A 19,706-nucleotide genomic window follows, 5' to 3' on the forward strand; every position below is an offset into this window, starting at 1 on the left:
GGTCGGGAATCGTCAGGAATCCGTGGACGTCCGGTCGTCCCGCTGCCGCACCCAGGCCCAGAAGTCGACCATCATCCGCTCGTACCGGATCCCGAACTCCAGCGCCTCGCGCTGCCCGGGCGTCAGCAACTCACCCACCTCGTCGGCGAGTTCCTCGTACGACCGCAGCGCCTGCCGGTGCTCGTCCACCTGGACCGGGGCCAGCACCTCCGGCCGTCCCCCGAACCACAGCTTGAGGATGCCGCGCTCCCTGGCCTCCACCGGCACGAACTCCGGATCGGCGAGCCACTCCTGAAGCGCAGCCCGCCCCTCGTCCGTCAGCGCCAGCACCCTGCGGTTGCGCCCGCTCTCCTGCCGTACGACGGACAACAGCCCCGCCTCCAGGAGCCGTTCGCACTGCGCGTACACCTGCGCGTGCGGCACCGACCAGAACGGCGCCACCGTCCGCGCCGCCTCCCTCTTCACGTCGTAGGCGCTCGCCTCGCCCAGCTTGCCGATGATTCCGAGCACGAGGTACGAGGAGGTCGTCAACCGTACGTCAGCCATGGGGGGACCGTATCGCCCCAGGTGACGGTGGCGGGGCCGCACCGGCGTTCCGCCGAAGGCGGGGAACGGGACACCCTCGCGCCCGTCCCGTCGTTGAGCCCGGCATGAAGATCATCGCTACCGGCGCTCTCGCCGGCGCCGCCCTGCTCACCGCCGTCGTCCCCGCCTCGGCGGACGACGGGCCCGTCGACTTCGGCATCTTCCAGGGCGTCAACGACACCAAGAGCTCCTCCTCCAGGGGACCGCACGCGGCCTGGGGACAGTCGGGCGGCGAGTCGAACGGGACCGTTCCGAAGTCGCCCCTGGCCTCGCTGCTCGGACTCGGCCAGTGATGCCGGCAAGCTGCTGAGGGCCGGGTCGGCGGAGTGCTCGGCTGCGCCGGAGCGGGTCCCGATGGGAGAATCCTTCTCCGTTCACGGCCCGGCCGACGGGAGTACGGGAAGGAAGTACCAGCGTGATCGAATGGGTGCCCCTGGGCCGGGAATCCAGGCCCGTCCCCACGCCCGCGCCCACACCGCTCGTGTGGGCGGGGGCGTTCGGCGGCGCGCTGGTACTGGTGACGCTCGTCAACACGCTCGTGGGTCCTGGCCGACCCGCACTCGCGCTGACCGTGCTGTCCCTGCTGGCCGCGTCACTGGGCCTGTACGCGCGCTTCAGCGCCGCGCCCGGCATAGCCGTACTGTGCTGGCTGTTCCTCAACGGGTTCGCCATCCCACCCGCGGGCACCCTCACCTGGGCCGGCCCGCGCGACACGTTCTGGCTCGCCTGTCTGCTCGGCGCGGCTCTCGTGGGCACGGTCCTGGCCCGTGTCCTGCACGCGCGTGCCGCGTACCGGCGGATCGGCGAGGGACTCGGTCGGCGGGAACGGCGCAGGCGCACGCGGTGACCGGTGTGACCGAAGATGCTTCTCACACACCGACGGACGTCCGCTCAGCACTCCTTGACGTCCGGCAGCCGGTTGTCGGGTGAGCTGATGTAGATGTTGGAGATCCAGCCGCCGTACTGCGGCAGATAGGCCCACCAGTCATTGCTGTACGGCGGCACCTCGATCTTCTGCCCCCTTGCCTGGCAGCCCACCAACACCTCTACACCCGCCGGGAGTTGGGTGATCCGCGGGTTCGCGGTGGACGGGTCCCGGCGGACGTTCACATGGTCGCTCCACGTGCCGTACCACCACCCCGCCGGCCGCGCCGCCCCCGGGGCGCTCAGCGAACGGGTCAGCCGGCCGATGTCCGTGTACGCCTTCCCGTACGACGTGCCGACCGGATGCAGCGTCAACACGGCCACGACGAAACGGTCGTCCGCGCCCACCGTCCCCGTGCTGTGCAGGGCGGGCCGGGTCAGGTCCACCGCCGCGGCTGCCGGAGCCGGACCCGCCGTACGCGGCACGGCCGCGGTGCCGCCCGAGCCGCACGTGCCCTTCGGGTACGACGATCCCGCCCAGCCCTGCTTCACCGCCCAGGGCTTGTCGAACGCCCCGGCGATCCCGAAGTGCTGGTCGAAGTCGTCCGAAGCGCAGCGCGTGGACCGGCGCAGGTTGCCCATCACGAAATCGCGCACGGGCCCGGGGGCCGAGTCCAGGAGGTAGCGGTAGATCTTCACGGTGTCGCGGGCGGAGAGCGCGGTGTAGCCCCAGAAGCCCTCGTACCCGGTGGGCGGCGGTGCCGTGTCGCTCAGGTCGAGACGGCTGACCATGCGGGTGATGATCGCCGAGCCGCCGTACTGCGACCAGTAGTGGTCGGCCGCATCGTCGTCGCTGCTGCGCAGCATCGGCTCCAGCAGGGCCCGGTCGGCGGCGGGCACGGTGTAGTCGGGGCCCCGGTTCCACAGGAAGTCCAGCGCCAGCAGCAGTTTGACAACGGAGACTGACCGGAAGCGGGCGCTGGTGTTGAGCTCCTCGGTGAAGACACCGGCCTGCCGGTCGAAGACGGCGACCCCGGCCGAGACCCCGTCGGGCACCTGGACGGACGCGGCCGCGACCGCGGCAGGCCGCCCTGCGGGCGCGTCGGCCGTGGCGACCGCCGCCGTTCCGCCGACCAGCGTCAACGCGACGGCGGCAGAGGTGAAGGTGCGGTGGAACGGGCGCATGGATGCCGTCTCTTCCTGTCGGTGGAGGAAGTCCCGTGCTGCGGCCGGGCCTTGGAGGACGAGACGAACCATAGGGACGGATGACGGTGTCGTGGCCCTGAGAAAAGTCAGGGTGCGCGCGCTGCCGCCCACCACAAGCCGTCCGCCATGACCGCGAGCGCGGCGGGGCCCGGCCGGTGCGGCTTCAGCGAGCCCACACCGTACGCACCAGCGGAACCTCGCTCCCCGCGATCCCCCGCACGAGCAAGGTCAGCCTCGACCAACCCGGCGGTACCCAGAGCGAGTCGGGGTCCCCGCCCGAGAACGCGGGCCGGTCGCCGAGCCAGACACGTCCCACGCACTCCCCACCCGCCCATCCGGTCACCCGCACCTGCGTGGCATCCAGCCGGACCAGACGGCCGTCCGCCGAGGCCGGCAGATCGAGGTCGAGCCACGCCTCCTCTCCCGGAGCCAGAGCGAGCGGGAGCGGTACCTCTTCCGCACGGCCCGGCCGGGCGGCGAACGCGGTCAGGAGCTCGTCGTTCTGCACCGCGCACGACCAGTCCCGTACGGCGTCGAGGGCGAGCAGTTCGGCGCGCAGACCCGGCCCGCTCGGGTGGTGGGGCAGCGTGAGCGAGATCCGGTGGCTGCCCGCAGGCAGCAGCAGCCAGGGGTTCTCCGCGTGGACGGTCTCCGGTTCGCCGTCGTTGACGCTCACCCGGAGGGGTTCGACGACCCCCTCCAGACGCAACGCCGACGCGGTGGGGGAGTGGACCGTACGCCGGTACGTGACCGGCGCGGCGACGCGTGTGCTGCTCCAGCCGCCGAGTACACGGACGGGTGCCGGGGCGCCGGCCCAGTGCCCGTGCACGGTCCACAGAGCCGACACGTCCGTCGTCCCGCGCACCTTCCACAGCGTGCCGAGGCCACGCAGCGCGCCGAGCCGGAGTGCCGGCAGGCGGGCGTCGTCGAAGTTGGCGTGGCCCCAGATCTCCACCCCGGCCTCGATCGCGACGCTGCCGGACACGTCCCGCACGTCGATGCGCCGCGCCGCGCCGAACCCGGCGATCGACGGGTGCGTGCGGCCCGCCACGGTCAGGTCGACGATGTCCGCCGCGCCGGTGAGCAGCAGCTCGTCGACGTCCGTCAGGTCCGTCGTGGTCCGGTACACGCCACGCCCCCGGTACACGCCGAGCGACTCCAACGTCGGCGGGAGCGCGTGCCGCCCGGCCCGTTCCTCGGGGGGCACTTCGCGACGCCGGCGCACCGCGGTCGGCGGGGACTCGGCGGGCGGGTTCGGCGCGTCGGCGACGCTCACCGCACCCACCCGGTCGACCGACCGCAGCCGCGCGGCCTGCGCCGACGGCAGCGCGAGGAGCGTCATTCCCGCCAGGGTCCTCCGCTCGGACACCGGGATCTCGGTCCGTGTCCCGTCCAGTACGACCGTCACCGGCACGTCGGAGGAGAACACCAGCACCCCGTCCATCGCCGCCACGAGGTCCGCCGAGGCCAGCGTCAGGGTCGCGTCCACGCCCCAGGGCCGCAGCGGCACGTCCACCGCCATCAAGGGGCACGACCCCGGCGCGACCGCGACCGGCACACCCCGGACAGCCGCCGTACCGGGGTCCGTGCCGAGGTGCGGTACGGCCACCAGGCGTCCGCCCCCGTGCAGGTCCAGCGCCGCCGCCACCGAACTCGTCGGGAAGTCACAGGCCACGTCGGTGTCCGGCGCCCCGGCCACGGCGAGCGCCAGCCGGTCGCCCCACGTCTCGACGACCCGCGCCAGCACCTGCGCCTCGGCGTACTCCGGCCGCTCCACGCCCGTCGACGTCACATAGCCGCCGAAGTCGTAGCCATGGCTAATGAAATTGCCGGGGCGGCCCCAGTTGCCGCACGACGGGGTGTACCCGAAGTTCCAGCCGGACGACTGGAGATAGGGCGCGATCAGCTTGGCGCCGGACGCCAGCAGCCGTCGTAGCGTCCGATGGCGCCGGTTGGTCTCGGTGACCAGCAGCGGCACGCCGCGTGCCGCGACCAGGTCGGCGTAGCGGCGGACCTCGGCCTCGATGTCGGGGGAGTCGTCGTCCGGGTAGAAGTTGCAGGCAGGCACGATGCCGTCGACGTCCCCCGTGGCGCCCGCCAGGTCGCCCTGGCCGGCGCAGGCGATCAGCGGGACGGTGATGCCGTGCCCGAGTGCCGCCTCGCGCAGGGCCGTAAGATAGCCCGCTCGGTCCGCGCAGTCGAAGAAGTCCAGCTCGTTCTCCAACTGCACCATGACGACCGGTCCGTTCGCCGGGTACTGGCGCCCGGCCAGCAGCGGCAGCACCTGGTCGAACCACGCGGTGACCTGCTCCAGATACCGTGGCTCGTTCTGACGCACCCTCAACTCGGGGTCGAGGCCCAGCCAGGCCGGCAGCGCGCCGCCGTCCCACTCGGAGCAGATGTACGGGCCCGGCCGTGCGATGACGTACAGGCCCGCCTCGTGGGCGAGATCGAGGAAGGCGGCGACATCCCGCCGCCCCTCGAACGACCAGCGGCCGGGCGCCAACTCGTGGAAGTTCCACGGCAGATAGACGTCGACGCAGGTGTACCCCGAGGCCCGCACCTGTGCGAGCCGCTGCCGCCACTGCTCGCGTGGCAGACGGAAGTAGAACAGCGAGGCGCACAGCAGGGTGCGCGGCCGGCCGGCGATCCACACGCCCCGGGCGTCGAGACGGACGGCGTCGACGGTCTCCGTACGGTTCACGTCACTCCCGCGCTGGTGCGGCCGGGACCGGCTTCGAACGAGGGTTAAACTAACCCTTGTTCGAATGCCGCGACAAGAGTCACGGCAGCAGACGCTGTTCCTTGGCCACCGCGACCGCCCCGGCGCGGGTGTCGACGCCGAGCTTGTCGTAGATGCGCCGCAGATGGGTCTTGACCGTGGCCTCGCTGATGTACAGGGCGCGGGCGATGTCGCGGTTGCCGATGCCCCGGGCGAGCTGGGTGAGGATGTCGCGTTCGCGGTCGGTGAGGGTGGGACGGGGCCTGCGCAGGTTGGCCATGACGCGGCCGGCGACCGGCGGTGACAGGGCGGGCCGCCCCTCGGCGGCGGCGTGGATCGCGGCGAAGAGCTCCTCGGGGCGCTCCGCCTTCAGCAGATAGCCCGTCGCGCCTGCCTCGATCGCACGGGTGATGTCGGCGTCGGTGTCGTACGTGGTCAGGACCAGGACACGGGCGGCGGCGCCGGGGGCGGCCGTGAGGCGGCGGGTGGTCTCCACGCCGTCGATGCCTTCGCCGAGTTGCAGATCCATCAGCACCACGTCGGGGGCCAGTCGCGCGGCCAGCGCGAGCGCCTCCTCGCCGGTGCCGGCCTCGCCGACGACCTCGATGCCCGGGGCGCTGTCGAGCAGGGCGAGCAGCCCGGCCCGGACGACGGCGTGGTCGTCGCAGACGAGGATGCGTACGGCAGGGGTGGCGCTGGTCATCGGGGTGTCTCCGTGGGGGCGGCGGTGGTCTTGGGCGGTGCCACCGGGGGGACGGTCGTGGTCATCGGGGCGCCCGTAGGGGTACGGCGGCGGACAGTACGGTGCCCTCGCCCGGCGTGGAGTCGACGGTCAGGGTCCCGCCCAGCGCGCGCAGCCGGGCCCGCATAGCGGGCAGTCCGTGACCGCGTCCCGCGCCGGGGGAGTCGGGCAGCGCGGCGGGGTCGAAACCGTGGCCGTCGTCGGTGACGTCCAGGACGACCTCGTCGTCGAGCACGGTGAGGGTGAGGGCGGCGTGGCCGGCGGCGGCGTGCTCGCGGACGTTGGCCAGGGCACCCTGCGCGATGCGCAGCAGGGCCGACTGCACGCGGTCCGGCAGCCGGGGGAGGCGGCCGTCGTCGTCGATGTGGACGCGCACGGTGAGCGCGGCCCCGGACTCCCGCGCGGCCAGGGCACGCAGCGCCTGGTCGAGGCCGACGTCCACCAGGTCCGCGGGGGCGAGGTCGTGCACGAAGCGCCGGGCCTCGGCGAGGTTGTGGCCGGCGACGGACGCGGCGGTACGCACATGGGCGCGGGCCTTGTCCGGTTCGGTGTCCCACACCCGGTCCGCGGCCTGCAACAGCATCTGCTGGCTGGACAGGCCCTGGGCGAGCGTGTCGTGGATCTCCATGGAGAGCCGCTGACGTTCCGCCAGCGTGCCCTCCCGCCGCTCCGAGGCGGCGAGTTCGTGGCGGGTGCGGATCAGGTCGTCGATCAGGACGCGCTGGCGAGCGGTGTGCCGTTCCATCTGGAGGAAGACGGCGGTGGCGAGGGCGGCGACCGCGGGCGGCGCGAGCACCAGGTTCGGGTCGAAGCGGCCCGCGAGCTGCACCTGCGCGGCGACCACGAACGCGGTCAGGACCACCACCAGAACGAGGGCGGCGCGCGTCGGCAGCGTGCGCAGACCGGTGTAGAACAGCGGCACCGCACACCAGGCGAAGCTGGGCGCGAGCACGACCAGGACCATCCACACCACGACGACGAGGGCCAGCCAGGCCACGTGCCGCCGGGTGGGCCGAGGGCGCGCGTCGCCGGCCCGCGGGCCCAGCAGATGCAGCACGGTGAGCACGACGCACAGCGCGATGATCCAGGGCGTGCGCGGTTCGCCGGGGTGACGCAGCACGAATCGGGCCAGCGCCCCGCCGAGCAGCAGGAAGAACGCCGTGTGCATCACGACCCCGAGCCACCGGGTGTCCACGGTGCCCGGTTCGTACGGCCGGTTCGTCATCCGGTGCTCGCCTCCCTTCCGCCCGCCCGCGCTGAACTGGGCAAACACCTCCATTGTGGCCCGGTGCGGGCGGCGGGCGGGTCAACCGATCGGATGACCCCGGTGTCGTCCTTCGCGTCACCCGGAGCGAGCCGGAACGTCGACCGTGCGGGACCCTTTCCGGGCCGAGGGTGGAGAGCGGACGAAGCGGGGCGGCAACCGGGCCGCCCGCCCACCGAAGGAGTCGACCGACCCATGAACCCCGTGCACAAGAAGTTCTCCCGCCGCGCTCGCGTCGCCACCGGCGGTGCCGTGCTCGCCGCCGTCGCCCTGGCGGGCTTCGGCGCGGTGTCCGCGAACGCCTCGGCCCCGGCCACCACCACGGCCACCGCCGCTGCCGCCCCGGCGCGGGCCACGACCACCTCCACCCACCTGACGATCGACGCCGCCACGAAGGCCGCGCAGGCCGCGCTCGACGCCGCCGAGAAGGAGAACCAGCGCGTCACGGTCGCCGTCGTCGACCGCAACGGCAACACGATCGTCACCCTGCGCGGCGACGGCGCCGGCCCGCAGTCCTACGAGTCCGCCGAGCGCAAGGCGTACACCGCGGTCTCCTGGAACGCCCCCACCTCCCAGCTCGCCGAGCGGCTGGAGCAGGCCCCCAACCTGAAGGACATCCCCGGCACCCTGTTCCTCGCCGGCGGTGTCCCCGTCACCGCGGGGAACGCACCGATCGCCGGCATCGGTGTCGCGGGCGCTCCGTCCGGGGCGCTGGACGAGAAGTTCGCTCAGGCGGGCGCGAACGCGGTGGCTCGCTAGCCACCGGGAGAGCTCGACGCTCGACTTCCGTCATCGCGTATCGGTACAGGTCGCGCGAAGCGGTTCATTACCACCTTCGGGTTACGGCTGGCTCACGCCTTGGTGGCGCAGCGGTGAGCACCCGATGATGGACAAATGACCACGGCCTTACGTGCCATGACGCGACTCGCAGGCTGGCCCGACCTCTCCGAGGCTCCCCCCAGCTGCGGCACCGGCCGAGCGCTGCGCTCGGCCGGTGCCGAGATCGTGCACTTCCACTCGGATCACAGCGTCGATCTGCATCTCTCGGCCAGGACGATCCGGCGCTTCCAGGACGAACTGAAGAACTCGACGGCCGTCCGGCTGGTCCTCGGCTCGCACTGGGTGACCATCCACCTGGACTGCGACTCGGACATCGACCTGCTCCTGACCCTGGCGAGCGCCGCCCTCCAGGCCCACCAGGCGTCGCCGTACTTCGACGGCCCGCCGGCCGTGCCCTGCAACGAGTACCGCAGCGCCGCATGCGCGCGTGGCTTCACCTGACGCCCTCGAGGACCCCTGCGCTGAACTTCGCCAGCTTCTCCCGCAGTTCCTCCCGCGGCACCCCCTTCTCCCCGGCCAGGTACTCCACGAGGTCGGCCCGGGTGGCCGCGAGCAGCGCGTGGGCGGTGAAGTCGCCGTCGGCCATACCCGGGACCTGGTCCAGGAGGTCCCGGAGCAGGGCGTGCCAGCGCTCGTAGTGCTCGGCGCGGTAGGGACTGTCCGCTGCGTCGCCCTCCAGGGCCAGGGCGAGATGTCGATGGTCGAGCTTGAAGCACAGGACGGCGTCGAGCAGCGCCGGTACCCGTTGCCGGGGTGCGGCGCCGGGGCCCAGTGGTGGGGGGCCCTCCTCGACGGCGGTCCTCAAGGGTTCGAGCCGCGCGGCGTACAGCGCGCGGATCAGGCCGCTGCGATCGCCGAAGGCGCGGAAGAGCGTCCCCTTGCCGACGCCGGCCGCTTCCGCGATGCCCGCCATCGTGACCTCTTCCGGGGTTCGGCACTCGGCGAACAGGGCGTCGGCGGCGGCGAGGACGGCCGCCCGGTTGCGGGCCGCGTCCTTGCGGGGCTTGCGCTCGGTCATGGGCTCCTCCGTCGGCGGTGTGGCGTGCCGGTTGCGATGCGGACCGGCGGTCCGTATTGTTTCCAGCGAAGCGGACCGTTGGTCCGTATCGTACGGCAAGGAGACACTCATGCCCACGACCACCTCACCGGCGGACCTGTACCGCCACAGCCTGCGGCTGCTCCTGGACAAGGACATCGCCGCCTGGGTCGGACTGTGGACCGAGGACGGCGTCATGGAGTTCCCGTTCGGGCCGCCGGGCTGGCCCGGGCGGCTGGAGGGCCGGAAGGCCATCGCCTCCTACATGCGCGACTACCCCGACCACATCGACCTCCACGACTTCCCCGACCTGCGGATCCACGAGACGACGGACCCCGGGACGATCGTGGTCGAGATGCGGGGCGTGGGCCGACTGGTCGAGACGGGCGGCGACTTCGACATGACCTACATCGCCGTCGTGACCGTCCGGGACGGACACTTCGCCTCCTACCGCGACTACTGGAACCCGCTCGCCGTCGCCGAACCCGGCGTGGACTTCACCGGGAGCGGCGCCCGATGACGGCCACCGGCGCCACTCTGGTCATCGGCGCCACCGGCACCACGGGCAGCCGTACCGCGGCACGGCTGATCGCCGCCGGTCAGCGGGTCAAGGCCGCCGGCCGAAGCGGCACCCCGGTGCCCGGGGCGCAAGCGGCCCGGTTCGACTGGTACGACCCCGCCACCCACGAAGACGCCCTCACCGGCATTGACCGCGTCTACCTCGTCCCCCCGATCGGCGATCCGGACCCCGCCGCGGTCATGCTGCCGTTCCTCCGGCAAGCACGCTCCGTGGGAGTGCGGCGCGCCGTACTGCTCAGCTCGTCGGCGATCCCGGAGGGCGGTCCGGCGGTGGGGAAGGTGCACCGGACGCTGCCCGGTCTGTTCGACGAGTGGGCGGTGCTGCGGCCCTCGTGGTTCATGCAGAACTTCACCGGCGCGCACGCCCACGCGGACAGCATCCGCGAGCAGGGCGTCATCCGGACTGCGGCCGGCATCGGACGCGTCGGATTCGTGGACGCCGACGACATCGCCGCCGTGGCGGCGCACGCCCTGATCGACGAGCATGCACCCAATGCCGACCTGATCCTGACCGGCCCGGAAGCGCTCAGCCACGACGATGTCGCCGCGACCGTCACCGAGGTCACCGGCCGCCGAGTGACCCACCACCACGTGTCCTACGACGACATGCGGGAGCGGCTCGCCGCGATGATCCCGCTCGAATTCGCCACGATGCTGGCCGAGATGGACCGTGCCATCGCCGAGGGAGCCGAGGACCGCACCACCGACACCGTCCGGCGTGTGACGGGCCGCCCGCCGAACGGATTCCGGGCGGTCGCCGAGCGGGAGCTGACGGGTCGGAGCTGATCGGTCGGAGCTGATCGGTCGGGCCGTGAACGAGAGCGCTCCGTGAACCGTTGGGGTGTGATCCGCGTCGTGTCAGGGTGAAGCCGGCGGCGAGCGTGCGCCGGAACCGACGGAGACGGGTGACCGATGACGGGTGAAACGGTGGGCGTCGTGCTGTGCGTCCTCGCGGGTGCGCTGTGCCTGTGGGCCGGCGTCCGCGAGTACCGCCTGATCCGACGGCTCGTCCGGCACGGGGTGCACGCAGAGGGCGTGGTCGTGGACCGGGAGCGGTCCTCGTCGGAGGACCCCTGGACGCCGGTGATCGAGTACACCGACCGGCAGGGGCGACGGGTCAGGTTCCGGCCCCGGGCGACCGGGACAGGTCTCGGCCTCGCTCTCGGCACCCATGTCCCGGTCGTCCATCTCCCCGAACAGCCGGACACGGCACGGGTGTTCACCGCGAGGCACCGCAGGGCGGCGTACATCGGTCTGTCGATCGGCGGAACGCTCTTCCTGGGCACCGCGGTCCTGGTCGTGCTGACTCGCTGAGCACGCCGGTGCCGGCCCGCGCGAGACGTGCCGGGCGCCGGACACGGTGTGAACCGAACGGCCCGCCGTGTCCGGCTCTCTTCCTCAGCCCCCGAGTACGGGCAGCGCCGGACCGCAGCGCACGGGCCGTGCGTGGGCGGGGTCGAGGGCGTTGCTCACGAGCTGGGCGGCGTTGGAGTCGTACGCGAGCGACAGGTGCTCGGAGAGGTCCTCCGGGCAGATGTTCTGGATCAGGATGTTCCGTACGGTCGCGCCAGGCCCCGCGGTCAGGAAGCTGTTCTGGTACGGCGTGGCGAACTCGTCGTACCGGGTGGCGATGACGGTGTAGTGGACGCCCGGCTGGGTGTCGCCGTCCCGGTCCAGCTTCCGGTTCATTTCGGAGCCGACCATCTGATCCGACCACGCCTGGCCGACGACGGCGGACATGGCCGGGTCGAGCCCCAGCTGGGTGGTCAGCCTGCCGACGCCGGAGATGTCACCGCCGTGGTTGGAGGGAGCCAGGGCGACGAGACCGCGGACCTTGTTCCGTTTCGGATGCTTGGGCTGCGTGCCGCCCTCGAAGCGCAGATACCAGCGGGGCGTCGGACCGCCGCCCTGGGAGTGCCCGACTAGGTCGACCTGGCGGGCACCGGTGGCCTTCAGCACGCGGTCGACGTAACGGGCGACCTGCTGGGCGGATCGCGCGATGGGACCGGTGGCCTGGAACGGACTGCCCGGTGCCCCGCCGTAGTTGGGCGCGAAGACGCAGTAGCCCTGCCGCTTCAGCCACGGGGACAGCATGCTCCAGTTGTTGAAGCGGTTGGCGGCGGAGCCGTGCAGCAGGACGACCGGCCGAGGATGCCTGCGCGTGGGCTTGCAGCTCCAGTCGTTGGCCCCGGCCGGCGAGGCATCCGGGTGGAGCAGCCCTTGGGCCACCGCCGCTGGGGCGTCGAGGATCCGGAGAGCGGGTCGCGGCGGTACGGGGCCGTCGGAGGCGGTCGCCACGCCCGGCACGCCGGCCGTCAGCGACAGCGCCAGACCGGCGCAGGCGGCGGCGAGTGCGCCCCGCCGCCCGTGCGAACGTTTCCGGGTAACCATCCGATCCGACATCGGGCCACTCCTCGCCTCAGAGCCGGCCGAGCGCCGACGCGAAGATCATCGAGGAACGGGTTGCCGCAGCGCCCGACACCCGCTCGGGCACCTCTTATGGAGCAGACGCCTTTCATCCGTCCAGCCCATGGAATCCGAGCGGCCCGATCCGTCCCGGCGAAAATCTCCCGGGTACGCCGGGAACTCTTCGGGGCCTCCAGCCGACCTGTGAGAGGAGAGGGCCGTTCGTCGGCCGCTCCACCACGTCCTCGGTACAAGGGAGTCATCCGTGCCCCGCTCCACCCAGACAGACAGCCTGCGCCGGATCGGCGTCCTCACCTCCGTCGCCCTCGCGGTGACCCTGGCCGCCACGGGACCGGCGGCGGCCCACACGGAGGTGGAGGCCGAGGGAGCCCGGGCCCTCGACCAGAACGTCGAGTTGACCTTCTCCGCCGAGTCGGAGTCCGGCACGGCCGGGATAAGCAAGCTGGAGGTGATCCTGCCCGAGGGGATGGTCCCGCAGGACGTCACCTACGAAGAAGGGCCCAAGGGCTGGAAGTTCGCCCCCACCGGCCGTGGCTACACGGTGTCCGGGCCGAAGCTGGCGGTGGGTGAGGACGCCGAGTACGTCGTGACCGTACGGCAGTTGCCGGACGCGAAGGAGGTGGTCTTCAAGACCCTCCAGAGCTACAGCGACGGCAAGGTCGACCGCTGGATCGAACTGGAGGAGGCCGAGGGCGACGGACACGGGCACGGCCACCCCGCACCCCGGCTGGCCCTGAAGGCCGCCGCACCCGGTGCCGAGTCGGTGAGCCCCACCCCCACGGACGCCCCGACCACTCCCGCCCCTTCTGCCACGGCATCGGACGAGCCGGCCGCCGAGCAGTCCTCCACGCAGCCCGTGGCGGACGACGCGAAGGACGACGACGGCATGTCCGCCGCCGTGCCCGTGGGCATCGGGGCGGCCGTGGTGGTGGTGCTCGGTGGCGGGGCGTGGTGGATGCGGAGGCGTCGGGGTGGGGCTGCCTGAGGACGTGGTGGGCGACGCCGTGCGGCAGGCGGTCGTACCTGGAGATGTCCCGTAACCGGTGGGGCGGTTGGTGCGTCGGTCGGGCAAGGGTGGAGTGATCTGAGCAGATGATCCGAAGCGGCTCGAGCCGGTCTCCGGGCTGACCGAGGGGCAGTTCACAGGGCTGGTGCGGCGCCGCGGATATGACGTCCGGCGCGGCCGTCCCGGCGGCTGCCGCCGGCAGACCGGGTGCTGCTGGTGGCGACGTACTGGCGCACGAAGCCCACGTTGCGGCTGGTGGCCGCCGCTGTTCGGGCTGCCCGACAGCCCGCGGGACGCACGGGGTGCGACACGGCACGCGGCCAAGGGCGCGTCACACGTCACGCTCCGGTTCGCTTCCCGTGTTCTCGGACTGACGTGGCATCAAATATCGTCATTGCGATCGGTGTTGGGCGTCGAGGGGCCAGTGCTCACCTTGACCTGAAAGCCCGGCACCGGGGTGGGCAGCCCGGTCCCGATCGCGACCGGGCCGCTGAGGGCTCCCCGTAACGATGCTTTCTTCACGCCTTGACGTAAGTGTGCGGGTCTTGCTTGGATCTCAACTCCCGCTCATCTTCACGTTGTTGCCCCCCACGAGTCCAGGAGCAGCTGTGAGACGTCCCCTCACCACCTTCGCGGCCGTCGCGGTCACGACACTGTCCGCACTGGTCGGAACCGGTCAGGCCGCGCACGGCCAGGCCGTGACCGGCTCCTACTCCACCGGTGCCGCGCACGCCTGGCAGCCGCTGCCGACCGTGCGGACGGGCGACGACCGCGGCGGCCCCGTGGACGCCACCGTGGTCGTCGACCCCGCCGCCACCCGCCAGAAGTACGCGGGCGTCGGCTTCTCCCTGGACGAGACGAGCGTGTCCAACCTGTGGAAGCTCACGCCCGCCGAACGGGAGCGGGCGATCCGGCTGCTGGTCGACCCGAAGCGGGGCGCGGGCCTGGACCGGTTCCGGCTGACGATCGGCAGCCCCGACCTCATCGAGCACCTGCCGTTCTGGTCGCTGGACGACCTTCCCTCCGGCGTCACCGAGGACTTCGGCCTGAAGCACTTCTCCATCCAGCGGGACATCGACCTGCACATCGTCGAGACCATCAAGCTCATCCAGCGCCACAACCCCAAGGCCACCTTCTTCGCCTCGGCCTGGAGCGCCCCGGCGTGGATGAAGACCAACAACCGGTTCACCGGCGAGGTCGCGCTCAAGCCCGGCAGCACCACCGAGCACTACCAGGTCGGCAAGCTGCGCGACGACTGCGTCGACGTGTTCGCGCGCTACTACGTCAAGTTCGTCCAGGCGTACGCCAGGCAGGGCGTCCGGGTCGACGCGCTGACCCTGCTGAACGAGCCCGGCATGGACGTCGTCTACCCGGCGATGGACATCAGCGTCGCCCAGCAGCAGAAGCTGGCCCTGGCGATCAAGCGTGAACTGCGCGCCGCCCGGCTGAACACCCAGCTCTACGTCCATGACTTCAACTTCTGGGACTGGCGCGACCCCAACAGCACGACGACCAAGAACTACCACCGCATCTTCGAGGACGCCCCGGACGGCTCCGTCACCGGGGAGCAGGTGCGGCGCGCGGCGGACGGCATCGCCTTCCACCCGTACTGGGGCGACGCGAGCGTCATGCGCGACGCCCGGCAGCAGACGGGGAAGCCGGTCCATATGACCGAGACGAGCGACCTCTCGCCCGCGACCGTCCTCGACGACTTCCGTCTGGACGCCAGTTCCTACATCCTCTGGGCCCAGGCCACGGACCAGGACGGCGGAACCCTGCACTGGACGCCCTACCGCGACAACGACATCGACTGGGACGAGGTCGCGGCCACCACCAAGTGGCCGGACCGGCTGGTGGAGGTGGACACCGTCGCGAAGAAGTTCACCGTCCGCGACGAGCTGTACGGGATCGGGCAGTTCGCCAGGTACCTCGCACCCGGCGATGTGCGCCTGGAGTCGAGCGCCACGGAGAACGGCGTCAGCAACGTCGTCTACCGCTCCGGCGACCGCACCTACGTGGCGGTCCTCGGCAACAGCGCCGGTACCGACCGCAGGGTCCGGATCGCGGTGGGCGGCCAGCGGTTCGTGGTGACGGTGCCGGCCGGGTCCTTCGCCACCTACCGGTGGAACGGGCACGCGGGACACGGCGAGCGGGACGGAGAGAAGTAACCGGCCGCTCACCGCAGGCGCGTCGTCTCCAGCAGTTCCCGGGCCATCCGCCGCGCGGGCAGGGCGGTGTGGTCGGCGACGCGCCGGAAGGTGTCCTGGGCGGGGCGGGCCGGCCACTCCGGGGGGAGGTGGCGGGCCGGGAGCCTGGGATCGGTACGGATGGTCCACAGCCATTCACTGACCAGCCGCAGCCGGGTGCCGATCGGGTCGTCCCCGCCCCCGGCGTCCAGATGCGCGGTCCAGCGCTTGTCGAAGACGACGTAGCGGGCGGCGATGCTCTCCAGGTCCCAGGTGTCGCGGACCATCACCTCGATGTCGGTGGCCGCGTCGGCCTGCGCGTGGAAGACCTTGACGTGGGCGGCGAGGCCGAGTTCCGCCACGGTTTCGGAGACGTCGACGTGCCCGGGGGCGATCCACAGCCCGCTGTAGAGGGCACCGAACCCGGACCAGGTGAGCCGGGAGCGCAGGTCGTGCCGCTGCCGCTTCCAGGAGTCGGGCAGCGAGAAGCCGAGCAGGGTCCAGGAGCCGTCCCAGTCGTCGTTGACCGCGCCCTGCTGCCAGATGCGGGTCCGACCGTCCCGCAGGACGCGCGTCGCCTGCGGGGTCAGGCCGAAGAACATCTTGCGGCCCTCGCGCTGACGCCGCAGCAGCCCCCGGTTGACCATGCGGGTCAGCGTGGAGCGTACGGCCTGCTCACCGACCCCGACCCGGCCGAGCACGTCGATGATGCTGCCGGAGTAGACGCCGACGTCGCCTTCCTCCAGGACGTGGTTGCCGAAGAAGGCGAGCATCAGTGACTGCGGGCGCGGCTGCGGGCCCTCCGAGGTGTCCTGACCGTCCAGGATGTCGTCGTCCTCCACGGTGGCAAGGGTACGGCCGCCAGCCGAGGGCGCGGCGGGCGGCCGTACGGCTTCACCGGCCGTCGCCGGGGTGCGCGAGGTCGTAGGGGCGCAGGTAGGGGGTGGGGTGGTGGCGGACATAGCGGGTGGGTGTCGTCGGATCGGTTTGCGTGGCACGGGAGTTGAGAGATGCGGCGTCGGTGCCGACCCAGTGGCCCCTGGTCAGGCGGTCCTCCAGGGTGTGCAGGGCGGCGAGCTGTTCGGCGGGGCTGAAGGTGCAGTGGCCCGCGTTGTCGGTGTAGGCCTGCCGCAGCAGGGACGCCGAGCCGGCGGCGGTGACGGCCCGTTTCAGGGCGCTCTCCGTCTGGACGGGGACGAGGGCGTCACCGGTGGTGTGGACGGACAGCTGCGGCTTGGTCAGCTCGCCGGTGAAGGAGCTGGTGCCGGCCATCCAGGACACGGCGGCCGGGTCGGCGGCGATCCGCGGGGCCCGGTCGAGGACGGCGAGGTCGGCGCGCAGGGACAGTCCGGCCTTCCGGTACAGCTCGGTCACCTCCTTGCGGACCGACGACCGCCCGAGCAGCTTCGCGTAGTCCACGCCGGTGTTCCACGACATGTTGCCGCCCGCGCGGGCCTCGGCCTCCTGGCGCCGGTTGAAGGCGGCGATCTTCAGCAGCCCCTTGACGGCCTCGTACTGATGGGCCCGCTGGGCGTCCCAGTCGGTCGGAGCGGGCCGGGTCTGCGTGGGCTGGTTCCACCCGGGGATGTTGTGCAGGGCCGCGGCCAGGGCGATCCGGGCCCGCCCCTCGGGCGTCGACTGCGCCGAGTCGACCACCGCCGTGAGGGCGTCGGCCGCCTCGTCCGCTGCGGTCTGGTCCGCGATGCGCACGAGCGGCACATCGGAGCCCGGCGCGAGAAGCGTCTTGAGGGCGAAAGCGGGATCCAGGGTGTTGTTCCAGTTCGCCACGCCGCCCTGGACGAGCCCGCACAGGGAGACCGAGCCGTCTATCCGTTCCGGATGGCGCTCGGCGATGGCGGTGGTGACGAGTCCGCCGTACGACCGTCCCCAGGCGAGGGTGCGGGAGGCCGCGCCGAAGCGGTCGGTGAACGCGCTGAGGGTGGCCAGCTGGTCCGGGACCGCGTCCGTCACCGCCCAGCCGGTGGTGGCGTAGGAGGAACCGACGAGGGCGTAGCCCTGACCGAGGAGGAGGGCCTTGGTGGCGTCGTCCGGGGCGTCCTGGGCGGGGTTGGTGGGGCCGGAGGCGTAGCCGTGACTGAAGAGCAGGACGGTGCCGTTCCAGTCGGCGGGTACGTCCATCATGTACGTGGCCCCGGAAGGGAGTCGGCCGTCCACGTGGGTGGGCGCGGGGGTCGCGGCGACGGCCGGGGCGGGGAGGGCGGTGACGGCGAGCAGGAGGGCGGTCGCGCAGGCGGTGCGGGTGCCGGGCGTCATGCGGTGATCTCCTCCGTGCGGGCGGTGGCGGGAAGTTCGGTGGCGGGGGCGGAAAGGGAGGTACGGCTGGTCTCCCGGACGAACCACACGGTCACCGCGGTGACGAGGGAGCCGCCGCAGAGCAGCAGCGCGACGGGTGTGCCGTTGCCGCTGCCGGCGACCAGGCTGCCGGCGATCATGGGGGAGAACCCGGCCCCGATGAGCGTCGCTCCCTGGTAGCCGAGGGAAGCGCCGGTGTAGCGGACCCGGGTGCCGAACATCTCGGTGAGCAGGGCGCCCAGCGGGCCGTACATCGTGGACTGGGCGATGCCGTGGCCGATGACGACGGCGAGGATCAGCGAGCCCGGTGACCCGGAGTCGATCAGCGCGAGGACGGGGAAGGCGGTGGCGGCCGAGAGGACGGCGCCGGTGAGGACGACCGGGCGGCGCCCGACACGGTCGGACAGCGCGGAGGCGCAGGGCAGTACGACGAGGGCGACGGCGGCGGAGACCGTGAGCGCGGTCAGTACCTGCGGGCGGGCGTAGCCGATGCCGGTCGCGTACGCGATCAGGTAACTGGTCAGCAGGGACTGGGCGGTGAAGGCGCCGATCCCGACACAGCAGGCCAGCAGCAGCGGCCGGGGCCGCCGCAGGACGTCGAGGATCGGCAGCCGTGCCTCGGCTCGGTCCTTCTTCACCTCGGCGAAGAGGGGGCTCTCGACCACCTTCAGCCGGACGAAGAGCCCGACGCCGAGCAGCACCACGCTCATCAGGAAGGGAACCCGCCAGCCCCATGCCGTGAACTGGTCGCGGGGCATGGCGACCACGAGGGTCACGACGAGCGACGACAGCAGGGAGCCGAGCGGTGCTCCCATCTGCGTGAAGCTGGACCACAGACCGCGGCGCCGCTCCCCGGCGTGCTCGACGACCATCAGCGTGGCGCCGCCCCACTCACCGCCGATGGCGACGCCCTGGAGGACGCGCAGCGCGATCAGCAGGACCGGAGCCCAGATACCGATCGTGCCGTACGTCGGCAGCAGCCCGATGAGGAAACTGGCGCCGCCCATCAGGCCCATGGTGAGCAGCAGCATCGACTTGCGGCCGAGCCGGTCGCCGAAGTGCCCGAAGACGATGCCGCCGAGCGGGCGGGCGACATAGCCGGCGGCGAACGTGCCGAAGGCGGCGATGGTGCCTACGGCGGGGTCGGCACCAGGGAAGAACAGTTCGCCGAAGACGAGCGCGGCGACGGTGCCGTAGACGAGGAAGTCGTAGAACTCCACGGCCGTACCGAGCAGTCCGGACAGGGCGACCCGTCGCAACTGCCGGGTGCGCTCGGGGCTCGTGGACGGGGACGGTGACGGTGATGCGACGGGGGACGGGGGCATCGCGGTCTCCCTAGAGCGGTGGGAAGGACATCGCGAAAGTAGGCTCTGTGGTGACCGCCGTCAAGAAAGTGCACAACATTAGGGACGGTCGGTCGCCCGCGTCCTTACGACGGGTCCTGGGGACGGGTGGTGGTGAAACGCCTGCGGTACTCGGGCGGGGTGGTGCCCAGATGGCGGGCGAAGGCGCGGCGCAGGGTCTCGTCGCTGCCCAGACCGCTTCGCCGGGCTGCCGAGGTCACGAGGTCTCCGACGAGCAGCGCGCCGCCGTCGTCGCGGCCCACCCCCGCCCGGACTTCAAGAACCGGATCCTCGCCGCCTTCGCCGAGGGTCTTCAGGACCGCCCCGAGACGACCTTCGGCAACGTCAAGGCGGGCGTACTGGAGCACTTCGTGCCCGGCTTCGTCCGCGGTGACTTCGTGGATGTGGTCAAGAACTCCGACTGGCCGGCGTAGGCGCATACCCACGGCAGCACAGGCGGCGGCCCCCCACGGTGCTCGTGAGACGCCTGCCGCGTCGGCTTGACGGCACGCACCTGTCGCCGCGCCCGGCCGGCCTGCCGCATGGGCCGAAGGCGGCGCTTATGGCTGCTCTTCGTGGGCCGAATGGGCGCA

Annotated in this window: 19 protein-coding genes and 2 pseudogenes; 11 read left to right on the forward strand and 10 right to left on the reverse strand. The window is 72.0% G+C overall.

The features are described from left to right. Positions 1-12 precede the first annotated feature (12 nt). Entirely contained in the window at positions 13-546 is a 534-nt protein-coding gene (locus ACIQWG_RS03095) for a PadR family transcriptional regulator (RefSeq protein ID WP_404089574.1), read from the reverse strand. 104 nt (positions 547-650) lie between these two features. Here ACIQWG_RS03095 and ACIQWG_RS03100 point away from each other — a divergent pair, with 104 nt between their 5' ends. Both ACIQWG_RS03100 and ACIQWG_RS03105 read left to right on the forward strand, forming a co-directional pair. Next, positions 651-878: a hypothetical protein gene (locus tag ACIQWG_RS03100; protein WP_404089575.1), complete on the forward strand. Its 228-nt coding sequence runs from the start codon at positions 651-653 to the stop codon at positions 876-878. A 122-nt stretch (positions 879-1,000) separates the two neighbouring features. Then, positions 1,001-1,432: a hypothetical protein gene (locus ACIQWG_RS03105; protein ID WP_404089576.1), complete on the forward strand. Its 432-nt coding sequence runs from the start codon at positions 1,001-1,003 to the stop codon at positions 1,430-1,432. Between the two features lie 44 nt (positions 1,433-1,476). Here the strand turns inward: ACIQWG_RS03105 and ACIQWG_RS03110 are convergent, their stop codons facing one another. The 4 genes from ACIQWG_RS03110 to ACIQWG_RS03125 all read right to left on the reverse strand — a co-directional run bounded on the left by ACIQWG_RS03110 (position 1,477) and on the right by ACIQWG_RS03125 (position 7,344). Continuing rightward, positions 1,477-2,634: a hypothetical protein gene (locus ACIQWG_RS03110; RefSeq protein ID WP_404089577.1), complete on the reverse strand. Its 1,158-nt coding sequence runs from the start codon at positions 2,632-2,634 to the stop codon at positions 1,477-1,479. 184 nt (positions 2,635-2,818) lie between these two features. Further along, the gene (locus ACIQWG_RS03115; protein ID WP_404089579.1) at positions 2,819-5,359 is read right to left on the reverse strand and encodes a beta-galactosidase; all 2,541 of its coding nucleotides are present in this window, start codon (positions 5,357-5,359) and stop codon (positions 2,819-2,821) included. A 79-nt stretch (positions 5,360-5,438) separates the two neighbouring features. Further along, complete coding sequence (locus ACIQWG_RS03120) at positions 5,439-6,080, reverse strand: response regulator (RefSeq protein WP_404089581.1); 642 nt, start codon at positions 6,078-6,080, stop codon at positions 5,439-5,441. A gap of 61 nt (positions 6,081-6,141) precedes the next feature. Then, positions 6,142-7,344: a sensor histidine kinase gene (locus tag ACIQWG_RS03125; protein ID WP_404089583.1), complete on the reverse strand. Its 1,203-nt coding sequence runs from the start codon at positions 7,342-7,344 to the stop codon at positions 6,142-6,144. A gap of 234 nt (positions 7,345-7,578) precedes the next feature. Here ACIQWG_RS03125 and ACIQWG_RS03130 point away from each other — a divergent pair, with 234 nt between their 5' ends. Next, complete coding sequence (locus ACIQWG_RS03130; RefSeq protein ID WP_404089585.1) at positions 7,579-8,142, forward strand: heme-binding protein; 564 nt, start codon at positions 7,579-7,581, stop codon at positions 8,140-8,142. Between the two features lie 135 nt (positions 8,143-8,277). Continuing rightward, positions 8,278-8,664 (forward strand): luciferase family protein, encoded by a 387-nt coding sequence (locus ACIQWG_RS03135; protein WP_404089587.1) that lies wholly within the window; start codon positions 8,278-8,280, stop codon positions 8,662-8,664. On the opposite strand, the gene ACIQWG_RS03140 is transcribed toward ACIQWG_RS03135, so the two are convergent. Next, complete coding sequence (locus tag ACIQWG_RS03140; RefSeq protein WP_404089588.1) at positions 8,657-9,241, reverse strand: TetR/AcrR family transcriptional regulator; 585 nt, start codon at positions 9,239-9,241, stop codon at positions 8,657-8,659. The genes ACIQWG_RS03135 and ACIQWG_RS03140 overlap by 8 nt on opposite strands. Positions 9,242-9,350: 109 nt before the next feature. Here ACIQWG_RS03140 and ACIQWG_RS03145 point away from each other — a divergent pair, with 109 nt between their 5' ends. From ACIQWG_RS03145 to ACIQWG_RS03155, 3 genes are all read left to right on the forward strand, one after another. Beyond that, the gene (locus tag ACIQWG_RS03145; protein ID WP_404089590.1) at positions 9,351-9,779 is read left to right on the forward strand and encodes a nuclear transport factor 2 family protein; all 429 of its coding nucleotides are present in this window, start codon (positions 9,351-9,353) and stop codon (positions 9,777-9,779) included. Further along, positions 9,776-10,624, forward strand: a complete 849-nt coding sequence (locus ACIQWG_RS03150) for an ergot alkaloid biosynthesis protein (protein ID WP_404089592.1) — start codon at positions 9,776-9,778, stop codon at positions 10,622-10,624. Before ACIQWG_RS03145 ends, ACIQWG_RS03150 begins: the two co-directional genes overlap by 4 nt. Positions 10,625-10,750: 126 nt before the next feature. Continuing rightward, positions 10,751-11,152 (forward strand): DUF3592 domain-containing protein, encoded by a 402-nt coding sequence (locus ACIQWG_RS03155; protein ID WP_404089594.1) that lies wholly within the window; start codon positions 10,751-10,753, stop codon positions 11,150-11,152. A gap of 84 nt (positions 11,153-11,236) precedes the next feature. Here the strand turns inward: ACIQWG_RS03155 and ACIQWG_RS03160 are convergent, their stop codons facing one another. After that, positions 11,237-12,241: an esterase/lipase family protein gene (locus ACIQWG_RS03160; RefSeq protein ID WP_404089596.1), complete on the reverse strand. Its 1,005-nt coding sequence runs from the start codon at positions 12,239-12,241 to the stop codon at positions 11,237-11,239. 268 nt (positions 12,242-12,509) lie between these two features. On the opposite strand from ACIQWG_RS03160, the gene ACIQWG_RS03165 reads away from it, so the two are divergent. From ACIQWG_RS03165 to ACIQWG_RS03175, 3 genes and pseudogenes are all read left to right on the forward strand, one after another. Beyond that, on the forward strand, positions 12,510-13,250 hold the full coding sequence (locus ACIQWG_RS03165) for a DUF1775 domain-containing protein (protein WP_404089598.1): 741 nt from the start codon (positions 12,510-12,512) through the stop codon (positions 13,248-13,250). 139 nt (positions 13,251-13,389) lie between these two features. Then, positions 13,390-13,566 (forward strand): annotated as a pseudogene (locus ACIQWG_RS03170) (transposase family protein); the annotation flags it as partial. A gap of 313 nt (positions 13,567-13,879) precedes the next feature. Beyond that, positions 13,880-15,439 (forward strand): glycoside hydrolase family 30 beta sandwich domain-containing protein, encoded by a 1,560-nt coding sequence (locus ACIQWG_RS03175; protein WP_404089600.1) that lies wholly within the window; start codon positions 13,880-13,882, stop codon positions 15,437-15,439. Between the two features lie 8 nt (positions 15,440-15,447). Here the strand turns inward: ACIQWG_RS03175 and ACIQWG_RS03180 are convergent, their stop codons facing one another. The 3 genes from ACIQWG_RS03180 to ACIQWG_RS03190 are packed head-to-tail and all read right to left on the reverse strand — an operon-like array spanning position 15,448 to position 19,095. After that, positions 15,448-16,299, reverse strand: a complete 852-nt coding sequence (locus ACIQWG_RS03180; protein WP_404089602.1) for a PaaX family transcriptional regulator C-terminal domain-containing protein — start codon at positions 16,297-16,299, stop codon at positions 15,448-15,450. A 52-nt stretch (positions 16,300-16,351) separates the two neighbouring features. Further along, a complete protein-coding gene (locus ACIQWG_RS03185; protein WP_404089604.1) occupies positions 16,352-17,731 on the reverse strand; it encodes an alpha/beta hydrolase family protein in 1,380 nt (459 codons plus the stop codon). After that, positions 17,728-19,095, reverse strand: a complete 1,368-nt coding sequence (locus tag ACIQWG_RS03190) for an MFS transporter (RefSeq protein ID WP_404089606.1) — start codon at positions 19,093-19,095, stop codon at positions 17,728-17,730. The genes ACIQWG_RS03185 and ACIQWG_RS03190 overlap by 4 nt, the downstream gene beginning before the upstream one ends. A gap of 242 nt (positions 19,096-19,337) precedes the next feature. Here ACIQWG_RS03190 and ACIQWG_RS03195 point away from each other — a divergent pair. Further along, positions 19,338-19,547: pseudogene (locus ACIQWG_RS03195) on the forward strand (diguanylate cyclase); the annotation flags it as partial. Between the last annotated feature and the right edge of the window lie 159 nt (positions 19,548-19,706).

Source organism: Streptomyces sp. NPDC098781 (assembly GCF_044759995.1).
Taxonomy (GTDB): Bacteria; Actinomycetota; Actinomycetes; order Streptomycetales; family Streptomycetaceae; genus Streptomyces.

Excerpts from the sequence above, each read along its gene's own strand:
- ACIQWG_RS03125 (WP_404089583.1), bottom strand. The coding sequence starts at position 7,344 with ATGACGAACCGGCCGTACGAACCGGGCACCGTGGACACCCGGTGGCTC.
- ACIQWG_RS03155 (WP_404089594.1), top strand. The coding sequence starts at position 10,751 with ATGACGGGTGAAACGGTGGGCGTCGTGCTGTGCGTCCTCGCGGGTGCG.
- ACIQWG_RS03150 (WP_404089592.1), top strand. The coding sequence starts at position 9,776 with ATGACGGCCACCGGCGCCACTCTGGTCATCGGCGCCACCGGCACCACG.
- ACIQWG_RS03100 (WP_404089575.1), top strand. The coding sequence starts at position 651 with ATGAAGATCATCGCTACCGGCGCTCTCGCCGGCGCCGCCCTGCTCACC.
- ACIQWG_RS03145 (WP_404089590.1), top strand. The coding sequence starts at position 9,351 with ATGCCCACGACCACCTCACCGGCGGACCTGTACCGCCACAGCCTGCGG.
- ACIQWG_RS03190 (WP_404089606.1), bottom strand. The coding sequence starts at position 19,095 with ATGCCCCCGTCCCCCGTCGCATCACCGTCACCGTCCCCGTCCACGAGC.
- ACIQWG_RS03135 (WP_404089587.1), top strand. The coding sequence starts at position 8,278 with ATGACCACGGCCTTACGTGCCATGACGCGACTCGCAGGCTGGCCCGAC.
- ACIQWG_RS03160 (WP_404089596.1), bottom strand. The coding sequence starts at position 12,241 with ATGTCGGATCGGATGGTTACCCGGAAACGTTCGCACGGGCGGCGGGGC.
- ACIQWG_RS03140 (WP_404089588.1), bottom strand. The coding sequence starts at position 9,241 with ATGACCGAGCGCAAGCCCCGCAAGGACGCGGCCCGCAACCGGGCGGCC.
- ACIQWG_RS03185 (WP_404089604.1), bottom strand. The coding sequence starts at position 17,731 with ATGACGCCCGGCACCCGCACCGCCTGCGCGACCGCCCTCCTGCTCGCC.
- ACIQWG_RS03095 (WP_404089574.1), bottom strand. The coding sequence starts at position 546 with ATGGCTGACGTACGGTTGACGACCTCCTCGTACCTCGTGCTCGGAATC.
- ACIQWG_RS03120 (WP_404089581.1), bottom strand. The coding sequence starts at position 6,080 with ATGACCAGCGCCACCCCTGCCGTACGCATCCTCGTCTGCGACGACCAC.
- ACIQWG_RS03110 (WP_404089577.1), bottom strand. The coding sequence starts at position 2,634 with ATGCGCCCGTTCCACCGCACCTTCACCTCTGCCGCCGTCGCGTTGACG.
- ACIQWG_RS03130 (WP_404089585.1), top strand. The coding sequence starts at position 7,579 with ATGAACCCCGTGCACAAGAAGTTCTCCCGCCGCGCTCGCGTCGCCACC.